This is a genomic window from Pseudomonas arvensis, assembly GCF_056688935.1.
The window spans coordinates 4,029,621-4,055,630 of record NZ_CP162038.1 but is presented as its reverse complement, the minus strand read 5'-3'; the positions used below and the strand labels follow the sequence as shown (position 1 = coordinate 4,055,630).

Genomic DNA, 26,010 nt, shown 5'->3' with positions numbered 1-26,010 from the left:
CTCACACTTGGAAGGAAGACCCGAAAACCTTTTGCCAGTAACCGACGGTTAGCTGCTTGTTTGGCGCATAAAGGGCTGCATCGATTGCGTCACCAGCGTCCAGAGCTGCATCGATGATCGCGTCGACATTTTGCTGCGTGTAAAGGCGGGCGACGTTGTTCCCGGGGTTTACGGGATCAATGATCTGCACGGGATTCGTAAACACGCCGACCTTTGACGCCGGGTAGTTATCTTCGAAGAAGATTTTTTCCCGAAGCTCCGAGCGCGCGATGTACGTGAAGAAGGCCTGGAGGGCTTCGGGGTAATCAGAAAAGTCGACACCTTGGTCGCTGAGTTTCGCCAAGATCATTTCGATCATGAACGACTTAAAGCGGAAGCCGTCGCGCTCCTGTTTCATCAGGCGGGCCCAGAATTTCACAAGCCTCACGATTTGCGCGTAATGAGTGGGCTGAGCCTGTTTACGTGCTTTTGCGAAGGCCAGATGCAGTGGAATGCTGGTTTCCAGAAAGGAGCCGTCGTCTTGGCTGATCAGGTTGCCACGCCAATCGGGAAGGCCCGAGTACAAGACAGGAACAATATCGACGTCCAGACCCGTTCCACGAAAGGAAACGGTTACGGAATAGGTTTGTGGAACGACCTGGTCCGCACTGAAGTTCGGAAAAGCCTTACGCAGTTTGTCAGCCAAGTAATCGAGCAGCGCCTTGGTGTCATGTGGCGCGTCCGAGCCGCTGACATAGACCGCGACATCAATATCATTCAGGGAACGCAAAGCGGTGCCTTTTGCCAGGCTCCCGGAAACCATCATCCGCTTCAACGAGAAGTCGGGGTGATCGGAAAGATAACCTTCCAGCTTGTCCTGCAAGCGTCCTGCCTGCTCTCGATATGCGCTAGCCTTGTCCTTGGGAAGATTCACCTTTTCTTCGGCGAATCGTACGATGTCTCGGTGGTCGACGTGCTCTCTGGACATAACTGCCCCCTATAAGAAGTGCATCAACTGAAGGCAGGACGACTACACCTAAACTGCGGGTTATCGGCTAGCCTGATAAAAAGTTCGGTACAGCGAACTTTTTGTAAACCTACTCCTTCTATCGCTGTTGTCAAACGCTTTGTTCGGAACCGTGGTACTATTTTTACCAATCACCATCAAAAGGGAGGCGCGATCGTGACAACTCGTCTCGGCGAAAAGCTTCGCGACCTGCGCAAGCAGCGTGGGCTGACCCTGGAGAAGCTGGCGGACATGGCAGGTCTGAGCAAAAGCTATCTTTGGGAACTCGAAAACCGTGAATCTCAGCGGCCATCTGCGGAAAAGTTAACGGCTCTCGCTGACGTTCTAGGCGTGGCGACACCGTATTTTTTTGAAGAGGATGTTCGTGCTCCGCAGGAACGGCATCTAGACGATGCGTTCTTTCGAGGCTACAAAAACCTCGAACCGGACGCAAAAGAGCAGCTTCGAAAGATATTGGAAACCTTCAAAAAGGGATCTTGATGAGCGACGAGCAGGTATGGACACCTCAGAAGGCGGCGAATCGCCTATCCAAAATCGTAGATTTTTTTTGTGATAAGCACGGTGGGCACAGATTCCCCGTCGATGTGCCGATGCTCGCGCTGGAGGCTGCCAACATTTTCGGCTGGTCCGACCCCATCACCGAGGTCACGCCTGTCGATATTAAGAGCTTCGACGGTGCACTGTTTCCGGACGATGAGCGTAAGAAATGGATGCTTCTGTTCAATAGTGCAATGGCATCACCAGGCCGGATCCGGTTCACACAAGCTCATGAGCTGGGTCACTACATTCTGCACCGTCAGACCCGCGAGGGATTCCAGTGCAGTAATGACGACATGCTTGACTGGGAAGAGAAAACGATCGAGGCGCAAGCTGATCTGTTTTCCTCTTACCTACTTATGCCTTTGGACGATTTCCGAGCGCAAGTCAAGACTGTTGTCGATCTTGAATTGCTCGGGCACTGTGCAGATCGATATGGCGTTTCGCTGACCGCAGCAGTGTTGAAATGGATTCAATACACCGAAGAAAATGCGGTCCTTGTCTTGTCGCGCGACGGCTACATGCAGTGGGCGTTTTCGAGCCGCCAAGCAGCTCGTGCAGGTGCTTTTTTTCGGACGCGAAAGCAAGCTGTCCCCGTGCCTGCCGGCTCCCTTGCCGTCGCCCCTGGAGTGAAGCATGAACGTCGAGGCATCGAACTGCCTGCAAAAATTTGGTTTCCTCACGCTGATGTAGGAACTGCGGTTCGGGAGATGAAGGTGTCTTCAGACCAGTATGATTACGTCCTATCTCTACTCTATTTGCCGCGATCAGCTTCGGTATGGCGACCTTTTGAGGATTGAAAGACCGAGTCTTCCAACGATCATTCGTAGCTCAGATCTCTCCAATGTCGTGGGCCAATTTCACCATTGGCGTTCCCCATGTCTGTGGGCAGCAAATCGGTTACCGCTTGCGGGTATTTACCTGGTGTGACCCTGGCGACGCCCTCGGCGTTAAGCGCTACGGTCCTACTTAGAAATTGGTCTGCCCCGGTATGGTCACCAGCCACTCGTTAGCAAGCATCGACCGATCTTGGCAAGTTGATTGGAAGTTATCTTTAGGAGCGGAGGTGGTTGGGGCTGCCGTTCGGTTTGAGGACGTCTCCCAATCGTGCTTGTTCGCGGACGTTGCGCACCACCATAATGCCGGCTTAGCTACCGGACTGACCCCAATCGCATCGGATCCTGACTCGGCATGCATAACTTTTCGTCGAACTGGCGGCACCTTTCATCCATGCTGGACGGGTATGCTACGCACAGACGTCGACCTGAGTGCTATGAGTACACGGACCACGTGCAGTCCAAGGCACTGGCCATCTTCTTTGCGCATGCCAAGCTGGCCACGCCCCCACTTGATCGAACTACAGTCGAAGCTTTACTAGATGGACGAATGACTTGGCCTCGTGCGGATAGTGAGCCGCCGCAGCCAGCAATCCAATTCCCGCTAGCTTTGCTTGAAGAGCACGGCCTAGTGTCCTTCATCGCAGGCTGGTGCGTGGTTCACTGCCAGAGTGTACGGAACGTTGAGGTCGTAGATCCCAGCCTGAGGCCGCTTATACAGGCCGTAGAATTTCTAAAAGCCATTCGGGATGGCAGCGACGGCTACTATCCACCCCACTTCACTTTGCCGGTTGGAGAGCTCGAAGCGCGGTTGCTGCCACTCGCCGGAATCTCCCCCATCGCCGAGCTGCTTCCGCAATTACGGGTTCAAGACGGGAACTTTGTTTCGACACCAGGCAATCAAAACTTCGACGCATTGGTCTGCACCTACTTATGGCAAGTGCTACGAGAAGTGCTAGCGCCAAGGCAGGCATTCGAGCGCTGGTTGTGGTGCTTGCGGACGCACTGCAGATGGGCTATGCCGGTCATCTGGGAGCAATTGGGCAACGCGGAACAGCGTGAGTTTGCTGATCAATTGGTGGCGCATCTAGCCGACGACGTCTCACTACATGGATCAATGACAACTTTGCTCAAGCAAGCTTGGAACGAGCACAGTTTTTCCAGTCTCATCACGCCAGTACAGATCACGATGCACGTCAGCATTGGTTCCGAGGAAAGTGCCAAGGAGAAACAACATGAAGTGACTCCATGTGAGCGACTGACCTTGGCAACGTTGAATACTGCCTATCCTGTGTCCCCCGAAGATCACTCGGATGCCCTGCAGTTCGTATGCCTGGGACAGCGATTCAAACATTGGCGAACTGTTGATGGCTTTTATAGTTGGTTAATCGCGAGCTCCATCGAAGTCAGCGTGGGTATCGACGGCCAACAACTCTTTTCGTGGGGAACTGCCGAATCCCTACTGGATCTCGCTACGACGCGCCCATTCTTGAAATACTTGCTTTTCAATGCAGTGCCCGAGTACGACATTGCTGGCTACCTAGCGTTCCTACTGTCAAGGGCGGACACATGCGACATTGCTCTGTTCCATCTCTCACAGAAGCGCTTCAGCCAGGGAAACCAAGACAGCCCAGCGCTGGGCGGGTACCTCGATAAGGTTTTCCAGCACTTGGTCTGTGATGAATACCTTCGTGCGTTGGCAAAAACTCCTGACGTAGGCGAGCGCTTGCTCAACGCGATAGATTTTTTGGGTGATCGTTGTTACCTGCACACGAGTAAACTCTCACAAACCTTGGAGTATCAATTCCTTCTAGGGCTGCTAGAACGCCTCCAGCCACAGCAGATCCGTCAACTCGGTCAGGCCTACGTCCGCCAACTTACGGCTCACCGAAGCGCAGACGAGCTTCAGCAACCAGGCCACCATCAGTATCTACTGGGTTTCTGGTTGCTCGAGCATGTCCCCACAGCCAGCATTGATGCTTCAGATAACTTACTAGAAACCATCCAAATCGCATTACTGAGCTATTATAGAGCGGAATTCTCTGCAAACTTGGCTGGCCAGCAGCGAACGCTGCAGCCTAGCGAATTCTTCGCTGCTCTGCCCTGGCACAAGCTAATTGGCAGCGAGGGTGTGCGTCCGCTGCTCGCGCTTTCCGGTACCTGCAACAGGTGGTCGGAGCGGCTCTCTTACTCGCATAAGTACAATTTTGCCGTCGGAGCTGCCATCCGACAGTATCTACAAGTACTGCTGCAGGTGGGGCGCGCTCAGAAAGTCGACGGTTGGGAGCGTGTCAGGGAGCGGGTCGCTGAGATCGTACGCACCCTGGGATTTGGCCCCCGTGAGGAGGCTACATATCTGTTTGACAGTGCGTTTTACAGGGATGAGTACGATCTGTGGCGACACTTCTGTTCCTATGCCAACTCTTTCCCAGACTCCCTGTTCGAGGATCTGCTTGATCGCTGTGGGCCGCTCATACCGGTTGACCAGTTGTTCGTTCTCCTCGAGCACTGTTCGGCGATCGCTCGTGCGGAGCATGTGCAAAGCATTATTGCTGCTCATGAACCGCAAGAAGCGGAAGACCTGGGACTTCAAGGAATCGAGCAGGCTTTTACCTCAGCCTGTAATTATGGCAATACCGCAATGGCCCTCAAGCTGATTACGTCTGCTAAGGCATTCTTGGCGCAAGAGCGCTTCGTCAGCACTCGCAACCCTCACATTCTGCGGGCCCGTAGAGTCTGGTTGACCTACGAATACAAATTCGAGCTATTAGAACTGCTGGAGACCTTAAAAGACGAACCTGAGCAGTTCGCCGAGGCCGCGCGTCACCACCCTGTACCTTTTGAGCAACATTCCAGCCTCGATGAACAAGAGGAGCGCGCTCAGCGCCATGAATGTGAGGTGTTCAAGCGTTACATCACAGCTGCGGCTTTCTGCGATACCAAGCCGCAAAGGTGCGTAAGTATCATGGAGGCGCTCTATAAGGAGACGAAGCATGATATTCACAGCTTTCTGCTGTTTAAGAGCCGTCTGGCTGTCCATTATGGGGCGTCCGACACCTCCCAGATTCGATACGCGTTAGCGCAATTCATGGCAAGTCTCGGGGACACCGAGCCCGACCTCATGCCGGCACCTTGGGTCGCGACGATCTTGGAAGGTTATCGTCAGCTCCGACAAGCTCAGGACATCGATGTTTTCTGGTCAAAGCTCAGTACTGAGCAGCAGGTACAGGCGGAAATTCTAGGGCCCTATTGCATGGCGCTTATTGAGCGGAACGAGCCGCTGATCGCCCAGCAGATCTTCAACCGCTACTGCGAACTGAATCCACAGATTCCGGAAGGCTTGGGGCTATACGACCTGATTAATCAACTCGTTGAAGCATCACCGGCCGATCGCTCCCTTTCGCAGCTAATCCAAATTGTGAACGAAGACTCGCAGCGCACTGACCTTCAACTGACCAAGCACTACACACAGATCGTCTCTAAGGATTTCAAGGATTACGTGGCTATCGTCGGCCAAGGGTTACTTCCGCACGAGTTCCTGCAGAGGGCCATGTTGGAGGTAGCACAGGAGCTGGTGTTTCGCAAAAAGAACCTGCAACTCCACTCCGTAGAATCGAACGAAACTGCCAGCTTCCGAATCACCAAGGAAGACCTGATTAACGACTGGTTTACCTCGCTATTCAACAAGCGGATGGCAGAGGTACGTGTTGGTATCAACGACCAGGCGCGTGGTGGTGAATCTCCTTCTGGTAAGAGCCCGGGAGAGATTGACGGATCTATCAGGGATTCGAAAAACAGGCGCATAGCCATCTTCGAGGCATTCCGGCTGTTTTCCACAGATGTAACGGTCATCACCACGCACCTGGATAAAATTGAGGGCTATGATCCCGAGTCGCTCAGTCCAGTATTCATCGCAGCCTACTGTGACGTCATTGATTTTAGGTCGCTGATCCGGGGGTACGCTGAACTCGTTGCTGCCCGAGACCACAGCGGATACACCAAGAACCATCCAAGCAATGGTGTTGGAGTGGAAGTACTGCACGCCTCGGACAACTTATGGCTGGGCATGGAGCGACGGTGGCGGGGCCCGCGAGAAGTGGTCTTTTATCACATTCTGCTGAACATGAGATTCCGGTCGGCTACAGTCACATCTCAAAATGCCACAGGAGTGACGCCGGTAGATTCATGCGAATCGCAGGCATACCTCCTTCCCTGCGGGCACCCCGTGGACCACTGAATGAATATCGTGTGTGGGCACGCTGCCCACTGAGAAAAGAGCACAGCCCTGTTCCAGGTGTGGATCGAGGGCGCAGGTTTAGCGATGCGTTCATTGCTCACGCAGCATCAAGGAGAGCGCTGTTATCGCTGCCTCAGCGACTACAATCGCGAGCAGCACTTCATCTCCATCGAAGGGGGGTAGAACCTATTTTTCTCCGGCCAAGGCTGTGAGGGGCTTTACGTTCCGCTTTCTGCTTCCGTCTCGATTCGGGCGGCCAGCCTCGGCCTGGATACGGCTCTTGCATGGGGAAGCAGAATCCTTAGCCTGCACTGTCCACTCGCGTGCTCAGCCCGGTGCACACGGGAGCGACGCACGACTGTACCCCACTGGCTCGATTAGGATGTCCTGCATGCAGTTTGTAAACACATGGGTCGACCCTGCGACTCAGCAACTGGTTGCTCTCTCTGCACAGCCGCTCGAAGTGTTTTCGAGGTATGTTCAGGAACGTGAGAAGTCCAGTGAGGCAGGTGGCATTTTACTTGGGCACGTACGTGGGACTCATTTGGAAATCCTGGCGACGGAACCCAGCTTCTGGGATCGACGATTTCGGTATTTCTTCGAGCGCATGCCATATCGACACCAAGGTATAGCTCGTCGACGATGGAGCGAAAGCAATGGTCTTATCAGATATATTGGCGAATGGCACACCCATCCGCAGGATCAGTCCAGTCCATCCTCGATCGACCTGCACGAATGGCAACTCCTGCGCTGTGATTGTAGACCGTTACTGGCACTAATAGTGGGGCGTATGATTTGCATTTTGAATAGATGCATGCAACTGGGAGGCGACAACCGCTCCTGCGGGGGGGGCTGCCTCATAGTGCCACCCGGTGAGGCAGGACAGTGTTTAAGCTGTATTAATATTTTCCATATGAGTAGTGTCTTATGTTGGAGCAATTAGTTGACTTGCTTAAAAGGGTAGTGGCGTTCTCCGGGCAAGATTTCTCAGGTCTTGGTGTCATAGTTCAGGAAAATGACGCCAATCTTCCTGTGTTTCCACTGCGCGTCGATCCGATAATTCCAGATCAGGCTGACACAGCAGAGGTTTTGGCCGAAATTTCCCATTCACACAATGATCTACACGACGGTTTTCATTTGTTAACTACCGATCTATTGCTTTCAGGCGTTGCGCAGTACTTTTCTCCCCCAATCGTTGAGGGGGTCGAATTGAAACGTGAGCGCCGTTTTGGAGGAAGGTATCTTGCTGCGCTGTTTGGCTCTGTATTACCAGGAGTGAAAATGATTGGGATCGCTACGCCTACATTGGGTATAGCAATTTTTGAAAACGGTCGCGAAATCCATTTTGAGGAGCTGTAAATGTTTTCTACGTTATCCCCGCTTAAAGCTATGGTGCTCGTTGGAAAACTTTATGCTGCTTTCGTAACACTGATAGTCTTTATCATGTTTGTATGTGGTGTAGAAGCTTCCCTGCAGGCTGCGTTTAGGGTTGTGTTTGGTGGTGCTTTGCTGTTGGAAGGACTTTTGTTTTTGACTGCGAATTTTTTTTGGAAAAAAATTTGGGCCCGATATCCAGTACTGAATGAATGGCTATTTCCTGATCTGAATGGCCAGTGGAAAATGGAAATAAAATGGACACGAAATGGGGAGGATGGAGCTGTTGAGGCTGAAGCTAGCATTAAGCAGAGCTTGTTTGGCGTTAGCATGGAGGTCCATTCCGAAGGCTCGGACTCGGAAACTCTTGTTGTAAAAACTATTAAGGATATTAACTCCTCTAGGCCGATGCTTTATTATTTTTATAGGGTAATACCAAAGAATACTGGTGCCGATTCGGTAGGCCCCTATGAAGGTGCTTCTATATTGAAACTGTATGGTCATGAGGGTGGTGTTCTTAGAGGTAACTATTTTACCAGTCAAAATAGCAACGGTCATTTTGAGCTTACGCGGTTAAGTTAAAATTTCTGTATCCGGTTCGCGCAATAAGCTCGGAGGAGTTGGTGTTAATTAAGTTTTCGAATGCTCCTTGCCTGCATGGCGCGTTGATATTGGCGCAACTCTCGGTCTGAGTGGTCCACTCAGCTCCATCGGTACGAAAGTATGCGAGATGCAAAGGATTGATCGCTAACTGAACACCTAGGTTTTGCTATAGCAGAAATGCGGTCTCAATGTCCTTTTCTAGCTACAATCGGCAGGCTTTGCGATATCTGGATGTTCATTCTGGGTCAAGCATGAGAAAAGGATTATCGGGAGGGACTGTTCCGAAAAGCAGCTCTGTTTTTCCTAATAGATAACCTTTGAGTTTTGCCCTCTTGCGGGGGCCTTGGATCTGGCAGGTCCATATGTTTAGACCATTCTCACGCTTTTTGTGAACCTTCAGTTTTTCAAAGTGCTTCTGCACCCAGCGCCATTCTTCAATTTCTTGATCGGTCCCCTGTGAGATACCAGGAAACTCCTGCGCGTAGCGTTGGAAGAGGCCAGGTGTGACTAGAAATGCGCTGCCACACACCGTGTGGATTTTGGCCTTGCTGTCATTGATGATCAGCTTATGGCTGAGGATGCCCTCCTTGACCCAATTCAGGAATGCCTGACCAGGGTTGTCCGATGAAGGATTTGAGATTTCGAGGGTGCCAGCTGACGATGCGTTGCTGACCTCAGACTCTTTCAGCTCGAACATATCCAACAACGTGTCGAGGTAGTCGGCATCCTCCATCGCCATGGGATCGGGTTGCGATGGGCTTTGACGCGATCCTGTATTGACAGTCTCGGACGCCGCTGGTGATGCCGGAGTATCAGTCAGGTGATCATCGGCCGCAACGCTCACCGTTCCGCTGAAAGCCTCAGGCCGATCTTCGTTCCCCCAGATCAACGCCGGTTGAAGGCGCAGAAAGGTAAAGCTCTGCTGCCAGTTTCCCTGCGCGACAAGGGCGGTCCAGATGGCTTTGCCTTCTATTGTGGACTCGACCAGCCCATGCGATTGCAGTTCGTCGAACACCTCGATGTTGGAGGAGGGAATGCCCTCAATCGATTGCGACAGCAGGTAGGCTCGCAGCTTGTCCGTAACCGTCTTGCTCACCAGCCAGAGTGCGTTTTGAGTCAGCCAGCCGGCGGCGCCTGGCTGGTTGAGTTTCAGTTCGTGCTGAACCAGATGACGCAGTCCGCTGATCAAGTGGTGTTGCAACGAATGAATCGGTGCTTGCAGCGCCTTGCTTGGGTTACCTCCGATATTCTGCGCGGTGGAGACACGGTCGGCTTGAATCACCAACTCGCCCAGCACGCCGGCACGTTCGTACTGGCCGGCCAGGACATACAGCAGGCTGGCCCACAGTGACGGAAATCCACTGAGCCAATCCAATATCGGCCTGTCGAGAATCTGGGTGTGGAGCAAGCCTGCGGCGGCGCCATGCAAATGGTAATCCCGACCCTTGAGGTAACGAAAACGGTAGGGTTGATCCAGCGGACCCTGCCAAGGGTGCCAAGGGCTGCCATCCTGGCGTTCGATCAGCAGGTCCACGGCGATCTTGCCGATGTCATGCAACAGGGCGCCATAGGCGATGCCAGCGGACCAGGCGTCAGTCTGGGCGGCCTGGTCTTCAGGCGCAGCGCCGGTGGGAAGCAGATACGACTGACGCAGTTTCAAACTGCAGGCGACCAGTTCCAGTCCATGGTCGAGCATGCCGCCGAGATAAGCATGGTGGTGCGTCTCGCTGGCCGGGAGTTGCTGGACCTGTTCGGCGTAGCGATGGATCGGATTTAAATAGAGCTGGGTGAATTGGACGTGGGAGAGGGCGGTGTATTGCCAGATGCGATCGAGTAACTGACGGCGGTGCTCCACTGCTAAGAGGGTATGGGCTGACTCGATGGACAAGTAACCTTCGGCGACGTTGACGGTCGGTGGCGGACGGGGCTTCTGCCTTTTGTGGCGAAACAGACTGAGCATCGTGACCTCCGGGAAGTGGCTGGGTCAGTGGCCTTTTAGCCTTTTCGGATAGCGCTCTTACCCTTGAGTGCCCATTCCCTTCCAACCCTTACCCGTCCTTTTGGCTCGTGTCCCTTTGTGCGGCAATCGGAATATGGATACTGCTAGGCATCATTTTTTTGGGGCTAGTACGGAAAAGAAAAGAGTCGGTACACTGCGGTGCCTATTTTTTGGGTCTTGCCATGAACCTCACTGACGCCACGCTCGTGCTGCTGCTCGCGGCACGGATCCATGGGACCGACGAAGCCGTCAGGGCTTCGGCGAAGAGCCTGGTCAAGAAGTTGCCGCGCAGTAAACGCGATCTGATCTACAAGGTGATCGATAGCCGGAGTCCGCTCGAGCTGGTGGATTTTCTGGCGCAGAACCTGGATACATAACGGCATGCTGCGGGTGTGCGCCCCTCTCTTGTTCTTTGGGTGAGGGGCCCGCCGTATGATTCCGTCTGTTTGGAAACGGAAAAAAGGGCTCAACTCGCGTTGGGCCCTGTGAAGCGTTTGCAGCGGTGAGGTAACGATCAAGCTCCATCGTTCATGCATAGTGAGTCATCCAAGACTGCTTGCTTCAGTTGCTGCTCCAGGTTGAGTACATACTCCGAGGCGTTTCGGGCCTGGCCACTGGCACGAAAGATCGCGCGTTTGTCAGCCTTGAGCAGGCTGAGCCAGGAATCGATATAGCCCTCGTGCCTCAGCTCTCCCTGAATGCCGACGTAAGCACATAAAAACGCAGCGCCCATCTCGGCGATCAACTCCTCAAAGGCATAGCCTGGCGAGCCGAACGGACAGGCTGACGTCACCCCTTCGCGCTGCAACCGAGCGTGATGCCCGGTCCAGTGCGTCAGCTCGTGCAGTGCGGTGGCGTAGTACCCGCCTTCATCGTGAAATTGTGCTTTTGTCGGCAGTTGGATGAGATCCCTGATCGCGTGGTAAAAGGCTTCGTCGGCAGGCCGATGAACGATGCGTGCACCTGAACTTAACAGCAGATTTTCCGCAACGCTATTGGCCTGGAAGGGCTCGGTCGGTTCCGTTTCGAGCAGGGTTTGATTGAACATCTCGAGCCCCTCCGTTTGCTCGATGTTGAACAGAAAATGCGTCCTGAGAATGCCGAAGTGAGCGACCTTGGGCTGACCGTTTTCATCGAGTACGGGTTGGCCTGACTCAGTCTGTTCCTCGCGCTCCATCGGCTTGTAGAGCACAGCCAGAGTGCTGTGCTCACCCTTACGGACGTGCCCACCGGCCTTTTTAGCTTGGTTGAAGGTCAGCCAACGATCTTGAGTGAACCCCTGCAACCTGGCCTCGGCCCAGAGCAGCGGTAAATTGATGCCCGAATACGGACGTCGCGTGATGGCGTTGATGGGGTAGGGTTGATGACCGATGTAAGCTGAGCCACTTGAGGACCAGGGTTTGATCCAGGGAGCAACGCCTTGGTCTAACGCGGTAACGATCTTGTCAGTTATGTCTTGGTAGATATCGCGCATGGCAATTTCCTCGAGAGAAAACGGAGGAACGCCGTGCCCGTCGGGGAGGGTTCCCCGGTTGGGTGATGTGCTGGATTGATGCAGGTCTTGCATGCCGTCCGAATGTGGAGGTAGGCGCCGCCAATTGCGCTTAGCGCTGGTGTTCTCCTGCAAGCGCTATCAGCAAGGCGCCAGGCTGACCCGGTTCTTGGAGCAGGCTCAGGCTCAATTGCAGCAACGGGCCGTGGTCTAAGTAATCGGTTGGTTCAATGTGGATTACCTCGAACAGCACGTAAGGCTTGTGTGAATAGGCCAGGTGGGCTTCGAAGGCTGCACGCAATACGTGGCTCAACCGATCGACCTGCAGCTTCTCAGCGTGATCGGAGTGCTCGAGCAGTACTGCGCGTTGCCACGCGCCAGGGGTGAACACGATGGGCAACCGAAAGGTGTTCAGTACTTCCGGTGTAAGTGAGTCGGACATGGTGTGCCTCCGTTGAAGACGCGAAGAAACCTGTCCCGTTGGGGGAAAGGATTTCCCCGCGGTGGGTTGAAGAAAAACAAGAGGATTTGCCTGGCGAGCAGAACTCGAAAGGCGCTCAGGAGAGCAGTAGGCGTTCATCACCGTAGAAACGGTGACCGTGCGAGCTACCGAACGCTAATCGCACTTGGGGAGAACCATCACCGAAGTGACGTAGTCTTGAAGGCTCTGGCTACCTGGGCAGGTGCTGTCGATAACAGCGATCCGTACCTTGTATTTAGCCGGACGACTGATATGGGTCAATCACTGTAGAGACGCTGTTTCACGGGGCTTGTCTTCTGTCTTCCAGTGATGATTTTTTCGGCTGGGCAAACTGATAAACGGTCAGGCACGGACAGTTTTCAGTAGTAGGCTGTTACTCCTGTATCAACCATGAAAACGCTCAGAAGAGGGCGAGACCATGCCGACTCAGCAACCTGTTCAGAATTCACGTGCCCACCGCTGGGCCTACGCATGTGGCATGTCGGTAAAGCGTGGTTACCGTAAGTTGAAAATATTTGAGTCCCGTGTGGCTGAGCGTGCGGTGACGGCAGGATTGCCCGCGGGTAAATTACTTGTTCGCGGGAGCTTTCTGATTGCCAAACTGGCAATGATCGGAGGGCTGCTCTTTATCTGTTTCTGGCTGGTCGCTTCTGTTGTGGTGGTGATCGCTGTGATTGCCCTTCTGCAGTCCAAGGCTGTCATCGACACGGATTTTGAAGAGGGCAATCCAGGTCCTGACTACCTTGGGGCTAACTCCTATCTTGGCAACTACGATGACAATGGCCATTACATAGGTCATTTCAAATCATCTGATAACGTCAGGTAAGCTTCTTCGTAGCACCCATCAACTGATCCGTTCCTTTGCCCGCTGCACCATGCGCGGCTTTGCTTGCACCACCTAGCATCCCCTCAAGGCTGTTGCCGATTGAGTAGCCAGCCCAGTTCATGGCGACCAAAAACAGTCCAGGCAGCACCAAGAACATCGCCCCCATCACATACTCGATCACCTGCGCGGTGACAGTCCCATCCATAAACCCGGATGTGGGCAGCGATAACAGCACTTGATTGGACGCCGAGACTTGGTTGTACAAGGTATCGAGCATGCTGTAGTCGACCCAACGAGCCAGTTCCCACCAGAAGCTCAGCATGTGTAAGGTAAACAGCGCGAACGTCACGGTCATGACGGTCTTCAGCTGATAGGTACTGACCAACAGAATCAGCGGCAAGCTGATGATGACGCCCATGATCAGGAAGGCCTGCACCATGGGCAGGGCAGCGCGTAGCGCATTCATCGCCGGGAAGTTGCTGAAGGAGCCGAGGGCCAACCCGGTATTGGTGGCCAGGTTATTGAGCCCCTGATTGATCGAGCCGCCTCGGGCACTGGAGCCATAGTCCTGGTACACCTGTCCGGGCGACATGGACATCGATTGCTGGCGCGGGCTGACCAACTCACGCAGGGTGGCATCCTCGATCTCGTTGCTCGAACGGCCAGTCAACCAACCTTTCAGTTGAGTCAGCAGCGAGGGATCGACCTGCTGGATCAAGCGATCGCGCAACCCAACACCGCTATCACTCCACCACTGCTTGCAGGTGGGGTAGCCCGCGCCGTTCTCTAGCTGAGGCAAGGAGACATCGCGGCTTTCGTCATACGGCCAGCTGACGCGCGGTGTGTGTGAGCGATCCGTATCGTAGTAGCCAGGCGTATCAAGAAAATAGCTTGAGCCGATCCAGGACGCATCATGACTTTGAGCCTTGTCCAACTGGGGACGGTTGGTAAACAGCCGGGAGCGAGAATAGCCATAGCAGTCGCGGGTGAAGTCGGCGACTTCCTGCAGCAGTACCTGGCTGTCGATGCGCGAGCTGTCGATCTCCATACGCATCTGCCTGATATCCGGCGCACAGGGGATGGAGGCGGTGGCCGCCGCGGTCACGCCTTTGCTCAAGGCATGCACCAGAAACCACCAGATCGGTACGTTGGCGGATTGTTCGCCGATGGTATTGAAGGTCGTCCCCCAGGCGGTTTCCGCCGGCTTGGTCACACTGACGCCACAGCGCTGGCTGGCCGCATCATCGAACGCCATTGACGTGAGGCTTAACGGAAAGACCGGCGCGCAGCCGAACAATATGACGATGTAGGCCAGCCACAATCGGTTCTCGATCCGCGGTACCGACAATAGTCCCTTGTTGCCTTCATCCGAACCTTGCTGACGGGCAGACAACCATTCCTGCAAGATGATTGCACCAAAGGGCGCGGCGAATAGCCCGGTGTCGGACAGGACACTCCAGAGGCCGTTGTTGATGATCCAGGCCAGCAGCGAGAGGTAAAACTCCAGGTAGCTGTTGGTGCTCATGAGCATGGTGGTGACCTCACAGTCGGGTGAGTTCGACGCAGATAAAGAGCACGAGCGTTAATGCTCCGATGCGTTGTACGCGGAGTCGATCCTGTGGTCGATGGCGGCAGCGCCGAAGCAGATCCCTCCAGAGCGCAAACAGAGCGGCGTAGAGCAGGGCGCGCCACCACCGCAGATAAGGTCGTGCGGATTCGAATGCCTGCTGCCAGACCTCGAAACTACCCAGCGCAGTGCGGCCGATCCAGGCAACCAGTGCGGCGGTCAGGATCATCACCGCGGCAATCCCCAGACCCGAAAACAAAGTGAATAGCGGTGAGCGTTTCATGGCTCACTTGCGCCTGGCGTCAGCATCATTGAGTCGACCGGGCTCGGGGTCGCCTTGCTCGACGGTGCGTGAAGCATCGGCACCACCGACATGCCGATCGAGCACCAGGCTGGCGGTATTGGTGGCCAGCATCTGCCGGACCTGCAGTTCGGTCTGCAACAGGCGTATTTCGCGCTCCAGAGCGTCGATGTTTTTCGTCAAGGCAGTTTGGGCCGGCTCGGCGGAGGCGATGTTCGGTTCGTGACTGCCCGCCAGCAGGGTGCGCAGTAGCAGCAACGCTTTGTCGAGCACACTGGACAAGGCCGTCTCACTGGCCAGGCGCCGTGCCAACAGATCCTGTTCGGGATCGTCGCGCAAGGCTTCGATCACGCCACGGGTCACTGGCAGTATTGGGCTCGAGGCTTTAGCCAGATTGTCAGGGGTAGGCGGCAGTGAACCCGACAGCAACCCTTGCAGAGCCTTGAGGCGTTCGCTGTAAGCCTCCTGGATCAGCGGCGTCAATCCGCTGCCAGCGGTCGCCCGCAGGGTTTCGCAGGTGTCGCAGGTCGCGACTTCGTTCTCGCCCAATACGCGAACGGCCCATTCGGATTCCTCCTGGGGCGAGCTCCAGGTCTGGCAAATGGCCCCACCCAGGCAATCGCTGCTACTGATCGAGGCACTGTCATCCACCGTCCGTTTATGCAGCAGGTTGTAGCCTGCTCGCACTACGTCGGAGGTCACCCGGATGGGTGTCTGCCCGCTACCTCCAGCCTTCTGGCCGCCGACCCAGGACACCCCGTTGTTGCCGTTATGGGCCTCGGTGTTTTTCACCGCGGCCACCGCATCACCGCCGGTTTGCTCCAGATTGCCCTGCATCTCCTGGTTCTTGGCCAGCGCACCCCAGCCGGCTTGGCCGACCTTGTCCGCCATTTTCTCGGCCATGGCTTGGCAGGTCAGTTTGGAGCGATCGAAGTCGATACGCCCCTGCATCACCCCGTTGCTCAACAATTCATAAAGGCCGGGGTTGGCGCGCTGGATGATCAACGCTGGCAGCGACATCACCGCTTGGGTCGCGTTCTGCACAACGCTGCCCATGATCTGCTGGAAACCCTCGGTGGCACCGTTCAGCTGGTTTTGCAGGGTATTGGTGAGGCTCATGTTTCCGCACATCATGTTCGCTCGCCAGGACCCGCCGACACCGAGACCACTGGGTCGGTAGAGCGAGCTCGGTGAGCCGACTGCCGAGCCGCCACCGATGCTGTACATCACTCGGTCGTCGAGCACTTCGCCTTGAGTGCCCAGACGGTAATTGTCCTCGGTGGCGTGGACATGGAGGGCAATGGTCAGCAGTCCGCAGAGCAGTAGGCTCTTCACGGCACGCCATGGTCGCGCACGCAATCGGCTCATGATGCACCGCCTTCGAAGTCGATACTGAACAGAAAGGTCTGTCCCTCACGTTTGCAGCAGCTATAGGGACGCCACAGCGACCAGGCATAGCCGCCATCCGAGCTCTGTACCGGATCGCTGGGGAAGATGGTGCACGTGGGCTGAACCTGGGGGTAGAGCAATTGCCATTTGTGGGTTGAAGCATCGTTTTCAACGATCGGACCCGGCGGCCAGTAGCCGTCGCTTGGTGCGGGTGTGGGCGGCAAGTACACATGTGGTTGCCCGTTACGGGTGATGACATCGCCGGCCCGTTGCGCCATCACCGCGGCCGCCTTGAAATCGTCGGGCTGTACCAGAAAACCCTGCCGGGGATAGACGTTGCCCCACATGTTTCCCAAGGCCTGCCGACCGATTTCACGAATCCCCGGCATGAGCGACTCGGGGTAAAGACTTTCCGGTATGCCATGGCGCCAGGCCAGCGAGTCCAGGGTGCTCAGGTAGTAGGGCATGAACGCAGTAGCGCCGCTGGCGCAGGAGTAGCCGGAATGCGAGGCCAGTTGAGTGGCGGCCCAGCCACCTGGATGACCGATGCCATCAACGTTTTTGAAGCGAGGCAGGTTGTCGCGGTGGCTATTCGGCGTGATCAGGTTGCCGCCACCTTCCGCACCGCCAATGGGAGAGGAGAGGGTGGCCATCTCGGACCATGGATTATTGCCCGTAGTGGCGTAGCTCGAGACCACCAGCTCAGGAATAAAATGACGCACCTTGGTCGAGGTTTTGACTTTGCAGCCGAAGGGCGTGCAGAGCAGCCAGAAACAAATGCCGACGACCCTGTAGGCGAGGCAATTTGGCGACAACACCGAGGACGTGATGCTGCCGGTGTCCAGCGCCACGCTTGGCCCGCACGCCAGCAGGAGGCTCAGCGCCAAAGGTAGTAGCTTCTGGGGCGCAATTGATGGGCATACGACAGGCATGATCCAGGCTCTTTGGGCTAATGGCCTGGACACGTTCAATGATTGAACCTACACCGTCAGTGATAAAGCTGAAGCTGACGTTGTCGGTTTACAAGGATTTTCAGGGCGACGAGGTGGCTATTCGATGTCCAGCACACGGCGAAGGGCGTCTGGCTCGGTGAGTAGCTGATCCGTCGTAACCTCAAGGATATTGGCGAGCTTGCACAGGACCATCAGCGACGGGTTGCCCGTGCATCGTTCGATTTGACTGACGTAGGTACGATCGACCTCGGCCATGAGCGCCAACTGCTCTTGGGTAAGGTTCTTTATACGTCGCATCCAGCGGATGTTTTCCGCCAGTTGCAGACGCAGCTGTTCGTAGTCTTGAGTCATGCGCGCAAATTGCGCCTTGAGGGACTCTCAATCCACGGGATATAGTCTACATTGGTATTGATCTAGGCCATTTGATGCTCATGTCTGTTATCGAGCGTTCATTTGGTTACGTTATGATTTCGAGGCTGGGTCCAGCGTCTAACAATAAAATCAGACATCTAGGGTGTGTATGGACGAAAACTACATTTCAATTCCCGCGGCGGATGGTTGCCCAAGTCTTCTGACACCTTGGTGCAACGAATTTGCTCCGATGATCGAACGTGGCGTGCAATGCGCCCAGGTTTGGCTTGATACGCCCGGTGAGATTCCACTGTGGTGGGAGCTGGCGCAAACACGCAAGACCTTTCCTGTCGGTGACTGCCAGGATGCCTTCGAAGCCGGATTCCTGTTGCGGATTCAGCAGCGGCTTCGAGGCGCATCGCAATAACCTATCCCTCGCTCTAGAGCGCGTTACCTGAATAGATTCCCCTATGTGGGTTCTATGCCTCGCGCTCTATCGATCCGTTCGGCTACCCGGTAAGCCGCTTCCAACTCTGAGCAGCCATTCTCCTGCATCAGTGTCCAGCGCTCGGCTTTTTCCTCGGGCTCTGTCATCGCCAGGGCGAGGTAAAGACTGGGCGGCACGGCCCGGAACAGCGTTTCGAGCTTTTTCGACAGCACCACTCCTTCGGTGTATTTCCCCGGCTCCTTGCTGGCGGAGAGCAACAAGGCTTTCTGTGCCGGCGTGAGCTTCTTGAATCGTGCGATTTCCTCAATCTCCGCGGGCGGCATGTTCAAACAAATCCACCATTCGATCATGTTGAGCATGGTCTGCGCGGCCGTGGGGAAATCGGCAAGGTTCTGCGTCGCCAACCAGAACCAGGCACCGAGTTTGCGCCACATCTTCGTGCCCTTGACCACGAATGGCGCCAGCAGCGGGTTTTTGGTGATGATATGGCCCTCGTCGGTGACCATGATGATCGGCCGGCCCAAATACTGATCGCGCTCGGCGAGGTTGTTCACGGTGTTCGTCAGGCTGATGTAGCTGATGGACATCTGGGCTTCGTAACCTTCACGAGCATAGGTGGCCAGGTCGACAATGGTCACATCGCTCTCGGGCCAAGGCGTGCCCTCACGATCGAACAGTTCACCCTCGAAACCCTGGCAAAACAGGTCGATGGACTCGCCCATTTCCTGGGCACGCTCACGACGCTTCTCCGGCAAGTGCGGGTCGGCGGCGACGCGCAGCAAGGCGTCGCGCACGTCACGGGTCAGCACCTGACGACCCGCCGCGACACAGGTCTGCGCCGCATCGAGAATGCACTCGCGGATCAAGCTGCGATCGGCTCGACTCAGGCGCGCCTCTTCCTTGGCCTCGCCCCCGGTGATCATCAGCCGGGCGGTGATTTCCAATTCGCCGAGAACATCGCGCTGGTCTTCGCGACTGCTTACCGCCTCATCGTCCAGCTCGTCGATCGACAGACTCGCCACCCGATCCGGCTGCTCGACCAGGCGCCAAGCATCGGCGAACGGGGCGAGACTGACCGAGGCGCCAGGTTTCAATTGGATCTTGTTGACCGACAGGCTCTGTGTCGCGAAGTAGTCTCCCTGCAAGCCGAATGAGTTGCCGGCCTCGACGATAAACAGGCGAGGGCGGTACACCGCCATGACCTGCATCAGCAGGGTGACCAGGGTGGCCGACTTACCGGCGCCGGTGGGGCCGAACAACAGCAGATGGCCGTTCATGGCCCGGTCTAGACGTGACAACGGATCAAAACTCAACGGCGAGCCACCACGATTGAACAGGGTGATGCCCGGGTGGCCGGTGCCGGTACTGCGGCCCCACACCGGAACCAGATTCGCCAGGTGCTGGGCGAACATCAGGCGGGTGTACCAGTTGCGCGTGTCGCAGGCCGGGTTGTACGCCATTGGCAACCAGCGCAGGTAGCTGTTGCAGGCGGCGACCTCGTCGCCTTCACGTACTGGTTGCAGCCCCGCACCCAGCAGCGCGCTGGCCAGGCTGACCGAGCGCTGGTGCAACTGCTGTTCATCGTGACCGCGCACGTAGAACGCCAGGGTGCCACGGTACAGCTTGTGCTGGCGGCCGATGATTGCGCGAGCCTCTTCGACATCCTGGCGGGTCTGGGTCGAGGCCAGGTTTTCACCGATGGCTTTGCGCGCCAGTCGGTTCAACTGCTCTTCGAGCACATCCTGCGGTTTGACCACCAGGGTCAGGCTCATCACCGTACCTTCGGGTAACTGGTCGAACAGGGCATTCACCGCGTCACCCTTGCGGGTTTCGCCAGTGAATTGGCCAATCAAGGGTGCCCGCCGCAGTTTGTCCACTACCATCACGCGGTGGGGCTGCTCATCGAAATACCAGAGTCCGCGATGCACATCCGAACGCGGCTCATTGAAAAATAGCCGCTCGGCGAAGTCATGATCGAAGGGCAGTTCCAGCGACTCACCATCACCCGATTCCGGATAGGCCACGCGGCGGTAGAAGTCCTCAGGCTTTTCATCGCTAAGTTTGGGGGCCGGATTGAACCAGGGCAGCAGCCAGGCATACAGACTGCGGCCATCGACTCGCGTTGATTGCACCCCGCACGCCTGCAACGAAGCACCGATACGTTCGCAAGCCTGTTGCAGGGATTGCACCGGGCTGAGTCCCGTCTCCTCATCGCCAGACCCGAGCCAGCGGTAAACCACCAGGCGCACCCGGCGGTTGTTGCCACGCCAGGGCAGGCGCGTCACCACCTTATCCTCAAACAGACCACCGGGCTTGGCGATGGCCTGCAGATGACGACGAGTGAGTTCCAGGTACGCTCTGGTGAAGATCGTGCCTCGTGCGCGGTCGTGCACATAATCGGTGAACCGGGTCAGGTAGGGGGTGAAGTCGTTGTCGTCTTGGCAGAAAAACTGCGCCACCCAAGGCGCTTGATCCAGCTCGTCAAAGCTGTCCTGCAGGGCATCCTCGAGGGCATCGCGGGCGGCCATCAACCAATCGGGTTCACGCCCTTCGGTGCCGATGGGCAGTAGCTCGAACACCGCACCCACCGAGCGATTGTCATCGAGCAGAAAACACTGCTCGCTGTCGAGGTACTCGACCCACGGCAGGTGATCGGTGAAGCTGGGGTTGTGCGCGTAGAGTGCAGCTTCATCGGCCAAGGTCGCGCGCGGGCGCAATGGGTTGCGCCAGGCTTTCCACGTGGCAGTGCGGTTGCCCGCATCGCTGGTACGCACTACAAGTCTTCCTGACGTTCACCAGGCAATGCGTACTGCACCCGTTGGTAAAACGGAAAGACGGTCGAGTACCCCGGGATCGGTGCCTGCTCGGTGCCACTCAAATGCGGATACACGTACAGCACCAGATCGGGATTGGGCAGGCGAGGGAACAAATTGTGGTTCTCGTTCGTCGCTGTGCGCGTGTACGGTTCCTGGAGAGAAGCGGAGAAGTCTGCCTGAGCCAGCGGGCGGCGTAACTGCTGCCGAGCATCCAGCAATTGCTGCTGAGTGCCTTGCGAGCCGGCGCCGTTCCAGATGTCCAGCATGGTTTGCTTACCATGGGGCAGCAGCGTCTCTTTGTCGGTGGAGCACCCCGCCAAGACCAGGCAGAGCAAGCTAATCCAATTCAGACAGAGAAGCATGGTCTTTTTCATTGCGAACGCTCCGGCCCTTGGGCTCATAGTCGATGGTGATCTCATGGTCGAGGTGCAGGGCGACCTGTGCGGCAGGTGGCACGTACACGGCAGCAAAGGCTTCGCCATACAGTTTGTTGACCCACTCACGGATGTCGCTGACCCCACCACTGAGAATTGAATTCAGTGCGCTATTGCCACTGCTGCTGGTGACCCCGAGCGTACTGCCGCCCGAACTGATCACGCTGCTGTTGTTCTGCTCATCCCCGAGCAAGGCGGCGACACCCGCGCCGGCTGCAGTGATCAGACTCTGGCTGCCGAGGTACTGCTGGGCGTTCGAGCGACGCTCGCCGGCAATGCAAGGAATGCCATACGGATCGGACAGGTAACCGAGTCCACCACGGATCTTGTCGGTGCTCGAGCTCTGGGCGGTGGAGGCATTGCGGGTAGCTACTGCCTTCGGCTGAGGCACTGTACGGATGGTGCCATCGGTAAACACAAAGGTGATTGACTCGACCTGTCCGCGTACGCAAGACAGGGTCCAGTCACCGGACGCCGTGCCGCTCATCACGGCCCCCGCGACGTCCGGCAGGTCGATGCCGTTGGCGGTCAGGTTCTCCGGACCGACCAGCACCTTGAAGGGATAGGGGTCATTCACGGTGCCGTCCACCGGGACTCGGCCGATCAGCGCGGTCATGGCGACCGAGCCCATCAGCGTGGCGTTTTCGGGGATCGTGTAGACCGGCTTCGCGCCTTCGGTACGATCAACGTATCGCGTCAAGTCGCGCTCACCCTTGGTAACTGCACGTAGCTGTTTCTGGCTGCGATCAATCGCGTTGTCTTTCAAGCCTTCCAGAGAGTTGAAAGCGGTAGGCAGGCTCAGTGCGGAGGAAGTCGTGGTTTTGCCTCTGGCGTCGGTGGACGGAGCATCCGAGGGTTCAATCCACTGCAGCGCATCCTTGGTAGAGTGTCGCCCTTCGAACTGAGCGCCGTCGCCGGGCTCAAGCCCCAATCCGATCGGCATGTCCTTGCTTTTGCCAGCCAGCCCCGACAACTGTTCCTGCAATTGCGTCAGCAGGCCGCGAGCCTGACGACTGTCTTGTTCCGCTTTGAGTCGGGCCTCGTTGGCTTGGCGGCGGCCTTCGTCGACCTGCTGGGTCACACTGCCAAGCGCGGTCTGGATACGCGAATCGATACTGTTTTCCCGCTCGCGTAGGCGGTTGTTTTCCGTCTGCAGTGAGTCATTGTGTTTCTTCAAACCGAGCATGTCGCTGCGCATGGCCTTCACCTGGCCGACCAGGGTGGCGACCGTGTCGCGTGGGGTATCGCCCGCAATGCCGAGCGACTTGGCTTGCTCGGCGGATAATTGAATATTGCCCTGATCAACTGGGTGCTGTGGAGAAGGTGTGCTGCCACTCGGGACCCAGGTTTTCAGGATGATCAGCACCACGCCCAGCAGCGCAGCCGGTACCAGCCATTTGAGCAAGGCGTTAGCTTTCATCATCTGCACCTCGCGCAACGGGCGGGAGCAGCACAGCGTGTTCGAGGCCGGCACCTCGAGTGACGAGGTAAGCGATCGTGGTGTCTTCGGCACTGCCGACAGGTCCGAGGAAAGTATGCTGGAAGGTCGCGGCGAACAGCGTGGCCTGAAGCCGACGTGGATCGAGTTGCACCGTCTCTGAACTACGATTGCGCAATTTCACCGCCGTCACCCAGTAATCACCGAATCGCCAGACAGCGATGGGTGTGCTGGACACGTTTTCGGTCGGCAGTAGGGTTGGCAGTTCGGTGCGCAGCTTGAGCGGGACGCGGCGTACACCAGGCAGGGACTCCACGGTGCGCAGCGGCGCGTACAGGCTCTGTGCGGCGTAGCGCGTGAGCGCCACCGGGATCGGCGTGCGTTCTGGAACAGGGACGGCGCTAGATTCAGCCTCGGTAGCTTGCCCCTGAGCATTCTTGAGAATATGTACGGGCTCCAGCGGTTGATCGCCGGGAGTGGCCGCGATATCCAGGAGGATAATCTCTCCCGTCGTGATCGATTGCAGTTGCAGTCGGGTCGGTGCAATGGCTTCTGACGCGCGCAGGTACAGCGTGCCGCCAGTTGATTGCACACGCAGTTTGCCTGTCAGGGTTGAGGGCACGCCGACTCGAACATCCTCATTGATAAAGACCACTCGTTCCTGATTGATCACCAGCGGGACCGCGAGGGGGAGGCGTTCCCAGTGCATCAGCTCGACGGCCTGCGCTGCAGCTCCCCATAGCATAAGTGCGACGGTGAGTCCCAGGGTAGAAATCCGCTTCATGGTGCAACTCCAGGCAGGGAGATTTTTTGCGGAGTGCCCTGATAACAATCCAGTGCCAGCCCCCACTTATTGCGTTCGGGGTCCAGATCAAAACGCACCACGCGCAATGGATACCGCACCACCACCCGTTTCACCGGTTCGGCGGCGTAATATTCATCGGCATTGAGATCGAGCTTGACCAGCCAGCTGTCGCGGTCGAGTTGCTTGACCCTGAGTTCCGGATCTTCGCTGTAGCCTCGGCCCAGAATTTCGTAGACGCCACGCACCCGCTGGCGCAGCTCGCCGGCGGCCTTACGGTACTCATAATCACCGTCGAGGAAGGCCTTGCAGGCGGGTGTCAGGTAGGACTGCAAGCCATAGATGGCGCGGCGATAATCCTGCTCGCCATCCGAAGGCCAGCGGTTGAGTTGGCCAAAGATGTACAGGGCAAAGGCATAGACATTCTCTGGGGGGACATCCCACCACTTACGAGTGCTGCCCGAGCGCAGATCCGGGGGGACATGCACCGTCAGATCGGTCGGTGCCGAGCGCCAGCCATACCAAAGTCCGGCACAGACCAGGGCCAGAATCACTACCGCCAGACGCAGGCTGAAGATGTGGGCCTGTTGGGCATCTACCTTGTTCCGAAATCGGCTCATGGCTGCCACCGTGACAGGGCAGGACGCAGCCGACGTGAACGGCGGACCGTCCAGGCACCGGAGTGGAGGATCAGACTGCCGCGACCCAAGCGCCAACGGCTGGCGAGCATCCATTCGAGTTTGCGGTACAACCAGGTCTCGGGGCGAGCCCGTTTGGCCCGGCGCAGTAGCGTGCCACCGGCCAATAACATCAGCGCCATGCCGGCGATCATGCCGGTCGGCGCTATGGCAATGGAAGCGGTGGCAATCGCTAGAGGAACGCCCAGCAGCAGGCCAATGACCGCACCGGTGCCGAGTGCTACCCACATCTCATCGTTGGTCAAACCGCGTAATACGGCAGGATCGCGGTTGAGCCGCTCCGGCAGAAAGACCAAGGTGCCGTCGGCAAGGCGTTCGATAGTGTCGTTCATGGCGACCTCACAGAATTGCGGCAGCCTTGGTCAGGAACCAGATGATGATCACTACCAGCAGGGCGCCGATGCCAACCACCGCGCCGAGGTCTTTCCAGGTCTTGCGCTGGTTCTGGACGTCGGCGTATACGGTCAGTGAGTGCCAGGCCACACCGAGAAAAGCGAGCAGGGCGATCAGCAAGCCGAGCAGGATGCTGCCGTCGTAGGCGTAGTTTTTGATCGTCTCGATTAACCCGGAACCTTCACCACGTGAAGGAGCTTCCATGGTCGGTAGTTCGGCAAAAGCCAGGCTTGGACCGAGTACCAACAGCAGACCGATCAAGCGCTGGCTTGCACGATCACGCAGGTTGTTTTTCAGGGGGACAAGGCACTTGAGCATGACGGTGATCTCCGGTGTTAAGACAGGGTGAAGAACATCAAAACCAGCAAAGTGAGCAGTACGCGCGCGGCGCTGCCGCCGAAGGCTCCAAAGCGCACACTGCCAGCGGCCCAACCCCGGTAAGCCGTCCACATCACCCAGGCAGACCAAAGCAAAGCCAGGACCAGTGCTAGGGAGATCCACAGCGTCGAACTGCTCTGAGTCGAGAAGCCGGAAGCGTTTTGGAAAGCTGATCTCTGAGCGTCTGTCATGCTCATTGCGACGACTCCACAGGCAGTGTGTCGAGACGGTAATCACCGACCAGCTCAGCGGGATCGCGGGGTTGAGCACGGGAGGGAGACAGGTAGCCCTGAACGCCTTGGCGAATGCGTTGGAGGTCTTGAGTCAGCCGGGGATAGTCGAAGCGATAGCGCTCGACTGATTCAGCCGCGCTGGCTGTCGCAGCTCGTGTCGCCAGGCGTTCGATAGTGTCGAGTTGTTGCTGGACTAGGCTGAGCTGTTCCTGCTCATGAGCAGATGCGGCATAGCTGCTGCCTTGAACGATGGTTAATGAGAGGAGTAAAAAGCAGTGAAAGGCGGTAGTCGACATGATGCTGGCCCATGTGGAGATGTAGCCAGAATCAAGTTAGAGGTTGAATTATTCCGTAAGAAACCTGAGGTCTGAGGAATCGCTTTTTCTGGGGAAGGACTGGGGATGTTTACATTACCGCT

At 56.7% G+C, this 26,010-nt stretch carries 27 protein-coding genes; 9 read left to right on the top strand and 18 right to left on the bottom strand.

The features are described from left to right. Position 1: 1 nt before the first annotated feature. Complete coding sequence (locus tag AB3G88_RS18155; protein ID WP_461993427.1) at positions 2-967, bottom strand: CBASS oligonucleotide cyclase; 966 nt, start codon at positions 965-967, stop codon at positions 2-4. Between the two features lie 195 nt (positions 968-1,162). On the opposite strand from AB3G88_RS18155, the gene AB3G88_RS18150 reads away from it, so the two are divergent. The 6 genes from AB3G88_RS18150 to AB3G88_RS18125 all read left to right on the top strand — a co-directional run bounded on the left by AB3G88_RS18150 (position 1,163) and on the right by AB3G88_RS18125 (position 8,572). After that, the gene (locus AB3G88_RS18150; RefSeq protein ID WP_063341190.1) at positions 1,163-1,486 is read left to right on the top strand and encodes a helix-turn-helix domain-containing protein; all 324 of its coding nucleotides are present in this window, start codon (positions 1,163-1,165) and stop codon (positions 1,484-1,486) included. Continuing rightward, positions 1,486-2,343, top strand: a complete 858-nt coding sequence (locus AB3G88_RS18145; RefSeq protein ID WP_480451035.1) for an ImmA/IrrE family metallo-endopeptidase — start codon at positions 1,486-1,488, stop codon at positions 2,341-2,343. Before AB3G88_RS18150 ends, AB3G88_RS18145 begins: the two co-directional genes overlap by 1 nt. A 1,054-nt stretch (positions 2,344-3,397) precedes the next feature. Further along, positions 3,398-6,616, top strand: coding sequence for a hypothetical protein (locus AB3G88_RS18140; protein ID WP_480451033.1), 3,219 nt, complete (start codon positions 3,398-3,400; stop codon positions 6,614-6,616). Positions 6,617-6,998: 382 nt separating this feature from the next. Next, complete coding sequence (locus tag AB3G88_RS18135) at positions 6,999-7,559, top strand: Mov34/MPN/PAD-1 family protein (protein ID WP_480451031.1); 561 nt, start codon at positions 6,999-7,001, stop codon at positions 7,557-7,559. Then, positions 7,544-7,975, top strand: a complete 432-nt coding sequence (locus tag AB3G88_RS18130; RefSeq protein WP_480451029.1) for a hypothetical protein — start codon at positions 7,544-7,546, stop codon at positions 7,973-7,975. Before AB3G88_RS18135 ends, AB3G88_RS18130 begins: the two co-directional genes overlap by 16 nt. Then, a complete protein-coding gene (locus tag AB3G88_RS18125) occupies positions 7,976-8,572 on the top strand; it encodes a Cap15 family cyclic dinucleotide receptor domain-containing protein (protein WP_480451027.1) in 597 nt (198 codons plus the stop codon). It abuts the gene before it with no gap. A gap of 256 nt (positions 8,573-8,828) precedes the next feature. Here AB3G88_RS18125 and mobH read toward each other — a convergent pair whose 3' ends face one another. Further along, positions 8,829-10,553: a MobH family relaxase gene (gene mobH, locus AB3G88_RS18120; protein WP_480451025.1), complete on the bottom strand. Its 1,725-nt coding sequence runs from the start codon at positions 10,551-10,553 to the stop codon at positions 8,829-8,831. A gap of 221 nt (positions 10,554-10,774) precedes the next feature. Between mobH and AB3G88_RS18115 the strand changes: the two genes are divergently transcribed. After that, entirely contained in the window at positions 10,775-10,969 is a 195-nt protein-coding gene (locus AB3G88_RS18115; protein ID WP_133076168.1) for a DUF7740 domain-containing protein, read from the top strand. Positions 10,970-11,106: 137 nt separating this feature from the next. Here the strand turns inward: AB3G88_RS18115 and AB3G88_RS18110 are convergent, their stop codons facing one another. Together AB3G88_RS18110 and AB3G88_RS18105 are read right to left on the bottom strand one after the other, a co-directional pair. Then, positions 11,107-12,066, bottom strand: coding sequence for an ArdC family protein (locus AB3G88_RS18110; protein WP_480451023.1), 960 nt, complete (start codon positions 12,064-12,066; stop codon positions 11,107-11,109). 130 nt (positions 12,067-12,196) lie between these two features. Then, positions 12,197-12,526 carry a hypothetical protein gene (locus AB3G88_RS18105; RefSeq protein ID WP_480451021.1) on the bottom strand — a complete coding sequence of 110 codons (330 nt, stop codon included), beginning with the start codon at positions 12,524-12,526 and terminating at the stop codon, positions 12,197-12,199. A 457-nt stretch (positions 12,527-12,983) separates the two neighbouring features. Between AB3G88_RS18105 and AB3G88_RS18100 the strand changes: the two genes are divergently transcribed. Continuing rightward, positions 12,984-13,391 (top strand): DUF3742 family protein, encoded by a 408-nt coding sequence (locus tag AB3G88_RS18100; RefSeq protein ID WP_480451019.1) that lies wholly within the window; start codon positions 12,984-12,986, stop codon positions 13,389-13,391. On the opposite strand, the gene AB3G88_RS18095 is transcribed toward AB3G88_RS18100, so the two are convergent. The 5 genes from AB3G88_RS18095 to AB3G88_RS18075 form a co-directional block, all read right to left on the bottom strand. Beyond that, the gene (locus AB3G88_RS18095; protein ID WP_480451018.1) at positions 13,384-14,922 is read right to left on the bottom strand and encodes a conjugal transfer protein TraG N-terminal domain-containing protein; all 1,539 of its coding nucleotides are present in this window, start codon (positions 14,920-14,922) and stop codon (positions 13,384-13,386) included. The two genes, AB3G88_RS18100 and AB3G88_RS18095, sit on opposite strands and share 8 nt — an antisense overlap. A 10-nt stretch (positions 14,923-14,932) precedes the next feature. Beyond that, positions 14,933-15,241 carry a hypothetical protein gene (locus AB3G88_RS18090; RefSeq protein ID WP_480451016.1) on the bottom strand — a complete coding sequence of 103 codons (309 nt, stop codon included), beginning with the start codon at positions 15,239-15,241 and terminating at the stop codon, positions 14,933-14,935. Positions 15,242-15,244: 3 nt separating this feature from the next. Further along, positions 15,245-16,627: an integrating conjugative element protein gene (locus tag AB3G88_RS18085; RefSeq protein ID WP_480451014.1), complete on the bottom strand. Its 1,383-nt coding sequence runs from the start codon at positions 16,625-16,627 to the stop codon at positions 15,245-15,247. Continuing rightward, positions 16,624-17,580: a TIGR03756 family integrating conjugative element protein gene (locus AB3G88_RS18080; protein ID WP_153474662.1), complete on the bottom strand. Its 957-nt coding sequence runs from the start codon at positions 17,578-17,580 to the stop codon at positions 16,624-16,626. Before AB3G88_RS18080 ends, AB3G88_RS18085 begins: the two co-directional genes overlap by 4 nt. 117 nt (positions 17,581-17,697) lie before the next feature. After that, entirely contained in the window at positions 17,698-17,952 is a 255-nt protein-coding gene (locus AB3G88_RS18075) for a helix-turn-helix domain-containing protein (protein ID WP_122426628.1), read from the bottom strand. 169 nt (positions 17,953-18,121) lie between these two features. On the opposite strand from AB3G88_RS18075, the gene AB3G88_RS18070 reads away from it, so the two are divergent. Beyond that, positions 18,122-18,379 (top strand): LasR-specific antiactivator QslA, encoded by a 258-nt coding sequence (locus AB3G88_RS18070; protein WP_153474661.1) that lies wholly within the window; start codon positions 18,122-18,124, stop codon positions 18,377-18,379. Positions 18,380-18,420: 41 nt separating this feature from the next. Here the strand turns inward: AB3G88_RS18070 and AB3G88_RS18065 are convergent, their stop codons facing one another. From AB3G88_RS18065 to AB3G88_RS18025, 9 genes are read right to left on the bottom strand one after another with little or no spacing between them, the layout of a single operon-like run. Beyond that, positions 18,421-21,174, bottom strand: coding sequence for a conjugative transfer ATPase (locus AB3G88_RS18065; protein ID WP_323372774.1), 2,754 nt, complete (start codon positions 21,172-21,174; stop codon positions 18,421-18,423). After that, entirely contained in the window at positions 21,174-21,590 is a 417-nt protein-coding gene (locus AB3G88_RS18060; protein WP_153474660.1) for a TIGR03751 family conjugal transfer lipoprotein, read from the bottom strand. Before AB3G88_RS18060 ends, AB3G88_RS18065 begins: the two co-directional genes overlap by 1 nt. Continuing rightward, positions 21,553-23,070, bottom strand: coding sequence for a TIGR03752 family integrating conjugative element protein (locus tag AB3G88_RS18055; protein WP_153474659.1), 1,518 nt, complete (start codon positions 23,068-23,070; stop codon positions 21,553-21,555). The genes AB3G88_RS18060 and AB3G88_RS18055 overlap by 38 nt, the downstream gene beginning before the upstream one ends. After that, positions 23,060-23,872: a TIGR03749 family integrating conjugative element protein gene (locus AB3G88_RS18050; RefSeq protein ID WP_153474658.1), complete on the bottom strand. Its 813-nt coding sequence runs from the start codon at positions 23,870-23,872 to the stop codon at positions 23,060-23,062. The genes AB3G88_RS18055 and AB3G88_RS18050 overlap by 11 nt, the downstream gene beginning before the upstream one ends. Then, positions 23,869-24,510: a PFL_4703 family integrating conjugative element protein gene (locus AB3G88_RS18045; RefSeq protein ID WP_090454310.1), complete on the bottom strand. Its 642-nt coding sequence runs from the start codon at positions 24,508-24,510 to the stop codon at positions 23,869-23,871. The genes AB3G88_RS18050 and AB3G88_RS18045 overlap by 4 nt, the downstream gene beginning before the upstream one ends. Next, entirely contained in the window at positions 24,507-24,920 is a 414-nt protein-coding gene (locus AB3G88_RS18040; RefSeq protein ID WP_153474657.1) for a TIGR03750 family conjugal transfer protein, read from the bottom strand. Before AB3G88_RS18040 ends, AB3G88_RS18045 begins: the two co-directional genes overlap by 4 nt. Positions 24,921-24,927: 7 nt before the next feature. After that, positions 24,928-25,299, bottom strand: coding sequence for a TIGR03745 family integrating conjugative element membrane protein (locus tag AB3G88_RS18035; RefSeq protein ID WP_153474656.1), 372 nt, complete (start codon positions 25,297-25,299; stop codon positions 24,928-24,930). 17 nt (positions 25,300-25,316) lie between these two features. Then, positions 25,317-25,556 carry a TIGR03758 family integrating conjugative element protein gene (locus tag AB3G88_RS18030; RefSeq protein ID WP_153474655.1) on the bottom strand — a complete coding sequence of 80 codons (240 nt, stop codon included), beginning with the start codon at positions 25,554-25,556 and terminating at the stop codon, positions 25,317-25,319. Beyond that, on the bottom strand, positions 25,553-25,888 hold the full coding sequence (locus tag AB3G88_RS18025) for an integrative conjugative element protein, RAQPRD family (RefSeq protein WP_153474654.1): 336 nt from the start codon (positions 25,886-25,888) through the stop codon (positions 25,553-25,555). The genes AB3G88_RS18030 and AB3G88_RS18025 overlap by 4 nt, the downstream gene beginning before the upstream one ends. Positions 25,889-26,010 lie beyond the last annotated feature (122 nt).

What these genes read in the sequence shown, in the direction of transcription:
- AB3G88_RS18155 (WP_461993427.1), bottom strand. Translation starts at nt 967, where the DNA reads ATGTCCAGAGAGCACGTCGACCACCGAGACATCGTACGATTCGCCGAA.
- AB3G88_RS18145 (WP_480451035.1), top strand. Translation starts at nt 1,486, where the DNA reads ATGAGCGACGAGCAGGTATGGACACCTCAGAAGGCGGCGAATCGCCTA.
- AB3G88_RS18140 (WP_480451033.1), top strand. Translation starts at nt 3,398, where the DNA reads ATGCCGGTCATCTGGGAGCAATTGGGCAACGCGGAACAGCGTGAGTTT.
- AB3G88_RS18135 (WP_480451031.1), top strand. Translation starts at nt 6,999, where the DNA reads ATGTCCTGCATGCAGTTTGTAAACACATGGGTCGACCCTGCGACTCAG.
- AB3G88_RS18130 (WP_480451029.1), top strand. Translation starts at nt 7,544, where the DNA reads ATGTTGGAGCAATTAGTTGACTTGCTTAAAAGGGTAGTGGCGTTCTCC.
- AB3G88_RS18125 (WP_480451027.1), top strand. Translation starts at nt 7,976, where the DNA reads ATGTTTTCTACGTTATCCCCGCTTAAAGCTATGGTGCTCGTTGGAAAA.
- mobH (WP_480451025.1), bottom strand. Translation starts at nt 10,553, where the DNA reads ATGCTCAGTCTGTTTCGCCACAAAAGGCAGAAGCCCCGTCCGCCACCG.
- AB3G88_RS18115 (WP_133076168.1), top strand. Translation starts at nt 10,775, where the DNA reads ATGAACCTCACTGACGCCACGCTCGTGCTGCTGCTCGCGGCACGGATC.
- AB3G88_RS18110 (WP_480451023.1), bottom strand. Translation starts at nt 12,066, where the DNA reads ATGCGCGATATCTACCAAGACATAACTGACAAGATCGTTACCGCGTTA.
- AB3G88_RS18105 (WP_480451021.1), bottom strand. Translation starts at nt 12,526, where the DNA reads ATGTCCGACTCACTTACACCGGAAGTACTGAACACCTTTCGGTTGCCC.
- AB3G88_RS18100 (WP_480451019.1), top strand. Translation starts at nt 12,984, where the DNA reads ATGCCGACTCAGCAACCTGTTCAGAATTCACGTGCCCACCGCTGGGCC.
- AB3G88_RS18095 (WP_480451018.1), bottom strand. Translation starts at nt 14,922, where the DNA reads ATGCTCATGAGCACCAACAGCTACCTGGAGTTTTACCTCTCGCTGCTG.
- AB3G88_RS18090 (WP_480451016.1), bottom strand. Translation starts at nt 15,241, where the DNA reads ATGAAACGCTCACCGCTATTCACTTTGTTTTCGGGTCTGGGGATTGCC.
- AB3G88_RS18085 (WP_480451014.1), bottom strand. Translation starts at nt 16,627, where the DNA reads ATGAGCCGATTGCGTGCGCGACCATGGCGTGCCGTGAAGAGCCTACTG.
- AB3G88_RS18080 (WP_153474662.1), bottom strand. Translation starts at nt 17,580, where the DNA reads ATGCCTGTCGTATGCCCATCAATTGCGCCCCAGAAGCTACTACCTTTG.
- AB3G88_RS18075 (WP_122426628.1), bottom strand. Translation starts at nt 17,952, where the DNA reads ATGACTCAAGACTACGAACAGCTGCGTCTGCAACTGGCGGAAAACATC.
- AB3G88_RS18070 (WP_153474661.1), top strand. Translation starts at nt 18,122, where the DNA reads ATGGACGAAAACTACATTTCAATTCCCGCGGCGGATGGTTGCCCAAGT.
- AB3G88_RS18060 (WP_153474660.1), bottom strand. Translation starts at nt 21,590, where the DNA reads ATGAAAAAGACCATGCTTCTCTGTCTGAATTGGATTAGCTTGCTCTGC.
- AB3G88_RS18055 (WP_153474659.1), bottom strand. Translation starts at nt 23,070, where the DNA reads ATGAAAGCTAACGCCTTGCTCAAATGGCTGGTACCGGCTGCGCTGCTG.
- AB3G88_RS18050 (WP_153474658.1), bottom strand. Translation starts at nt 23,872, where the DNA reads ATGAAGCGGATTTCTACCCTGGGACTCACCGTCGCACTTATGCTATGG.
- AB3G88_RS18045 (WP_090454310.1), bottom strand. Translation starts at nt 24,510, where the DNA reads ATGAGCCGATTTCGGAACAAGGTAGATGCCCAACAGGCCCACATCTTC.
- AB3G88_RS18040 (WP_153474657.1), bottom strand. Translation starts at nt 24,920, where the DNA reads ATGAACGACACTATCGAACGCCTTGCCGACGGCACCTTGGTCTTTCTG.
- AB3G88_RS18035 (WP_153474656.1), bottom strand. Translation starts at nt 25,299, where the DNA reads ATGCTCAAGTGCCTTGTCCCCCTGAAAAACAACCTGCGTGATCGTGCA.
- AB3G88_RS18030 (WP_153474655.1), bottom strand. Translation starts at nt 25,556, where the DNA reads ATGAGCATGACAGACGCTCAGAGATCAGCTTTCCAAAACGCTTCCGGC.
- AB3G88_RS18025 (WP_153474654.1), bottom strand. Translation starts at nt 25,888, where the DNA reads ATGTCGACTACCGCCTTTCACTGCTTTTTACTCCTCTCATTAACCATC.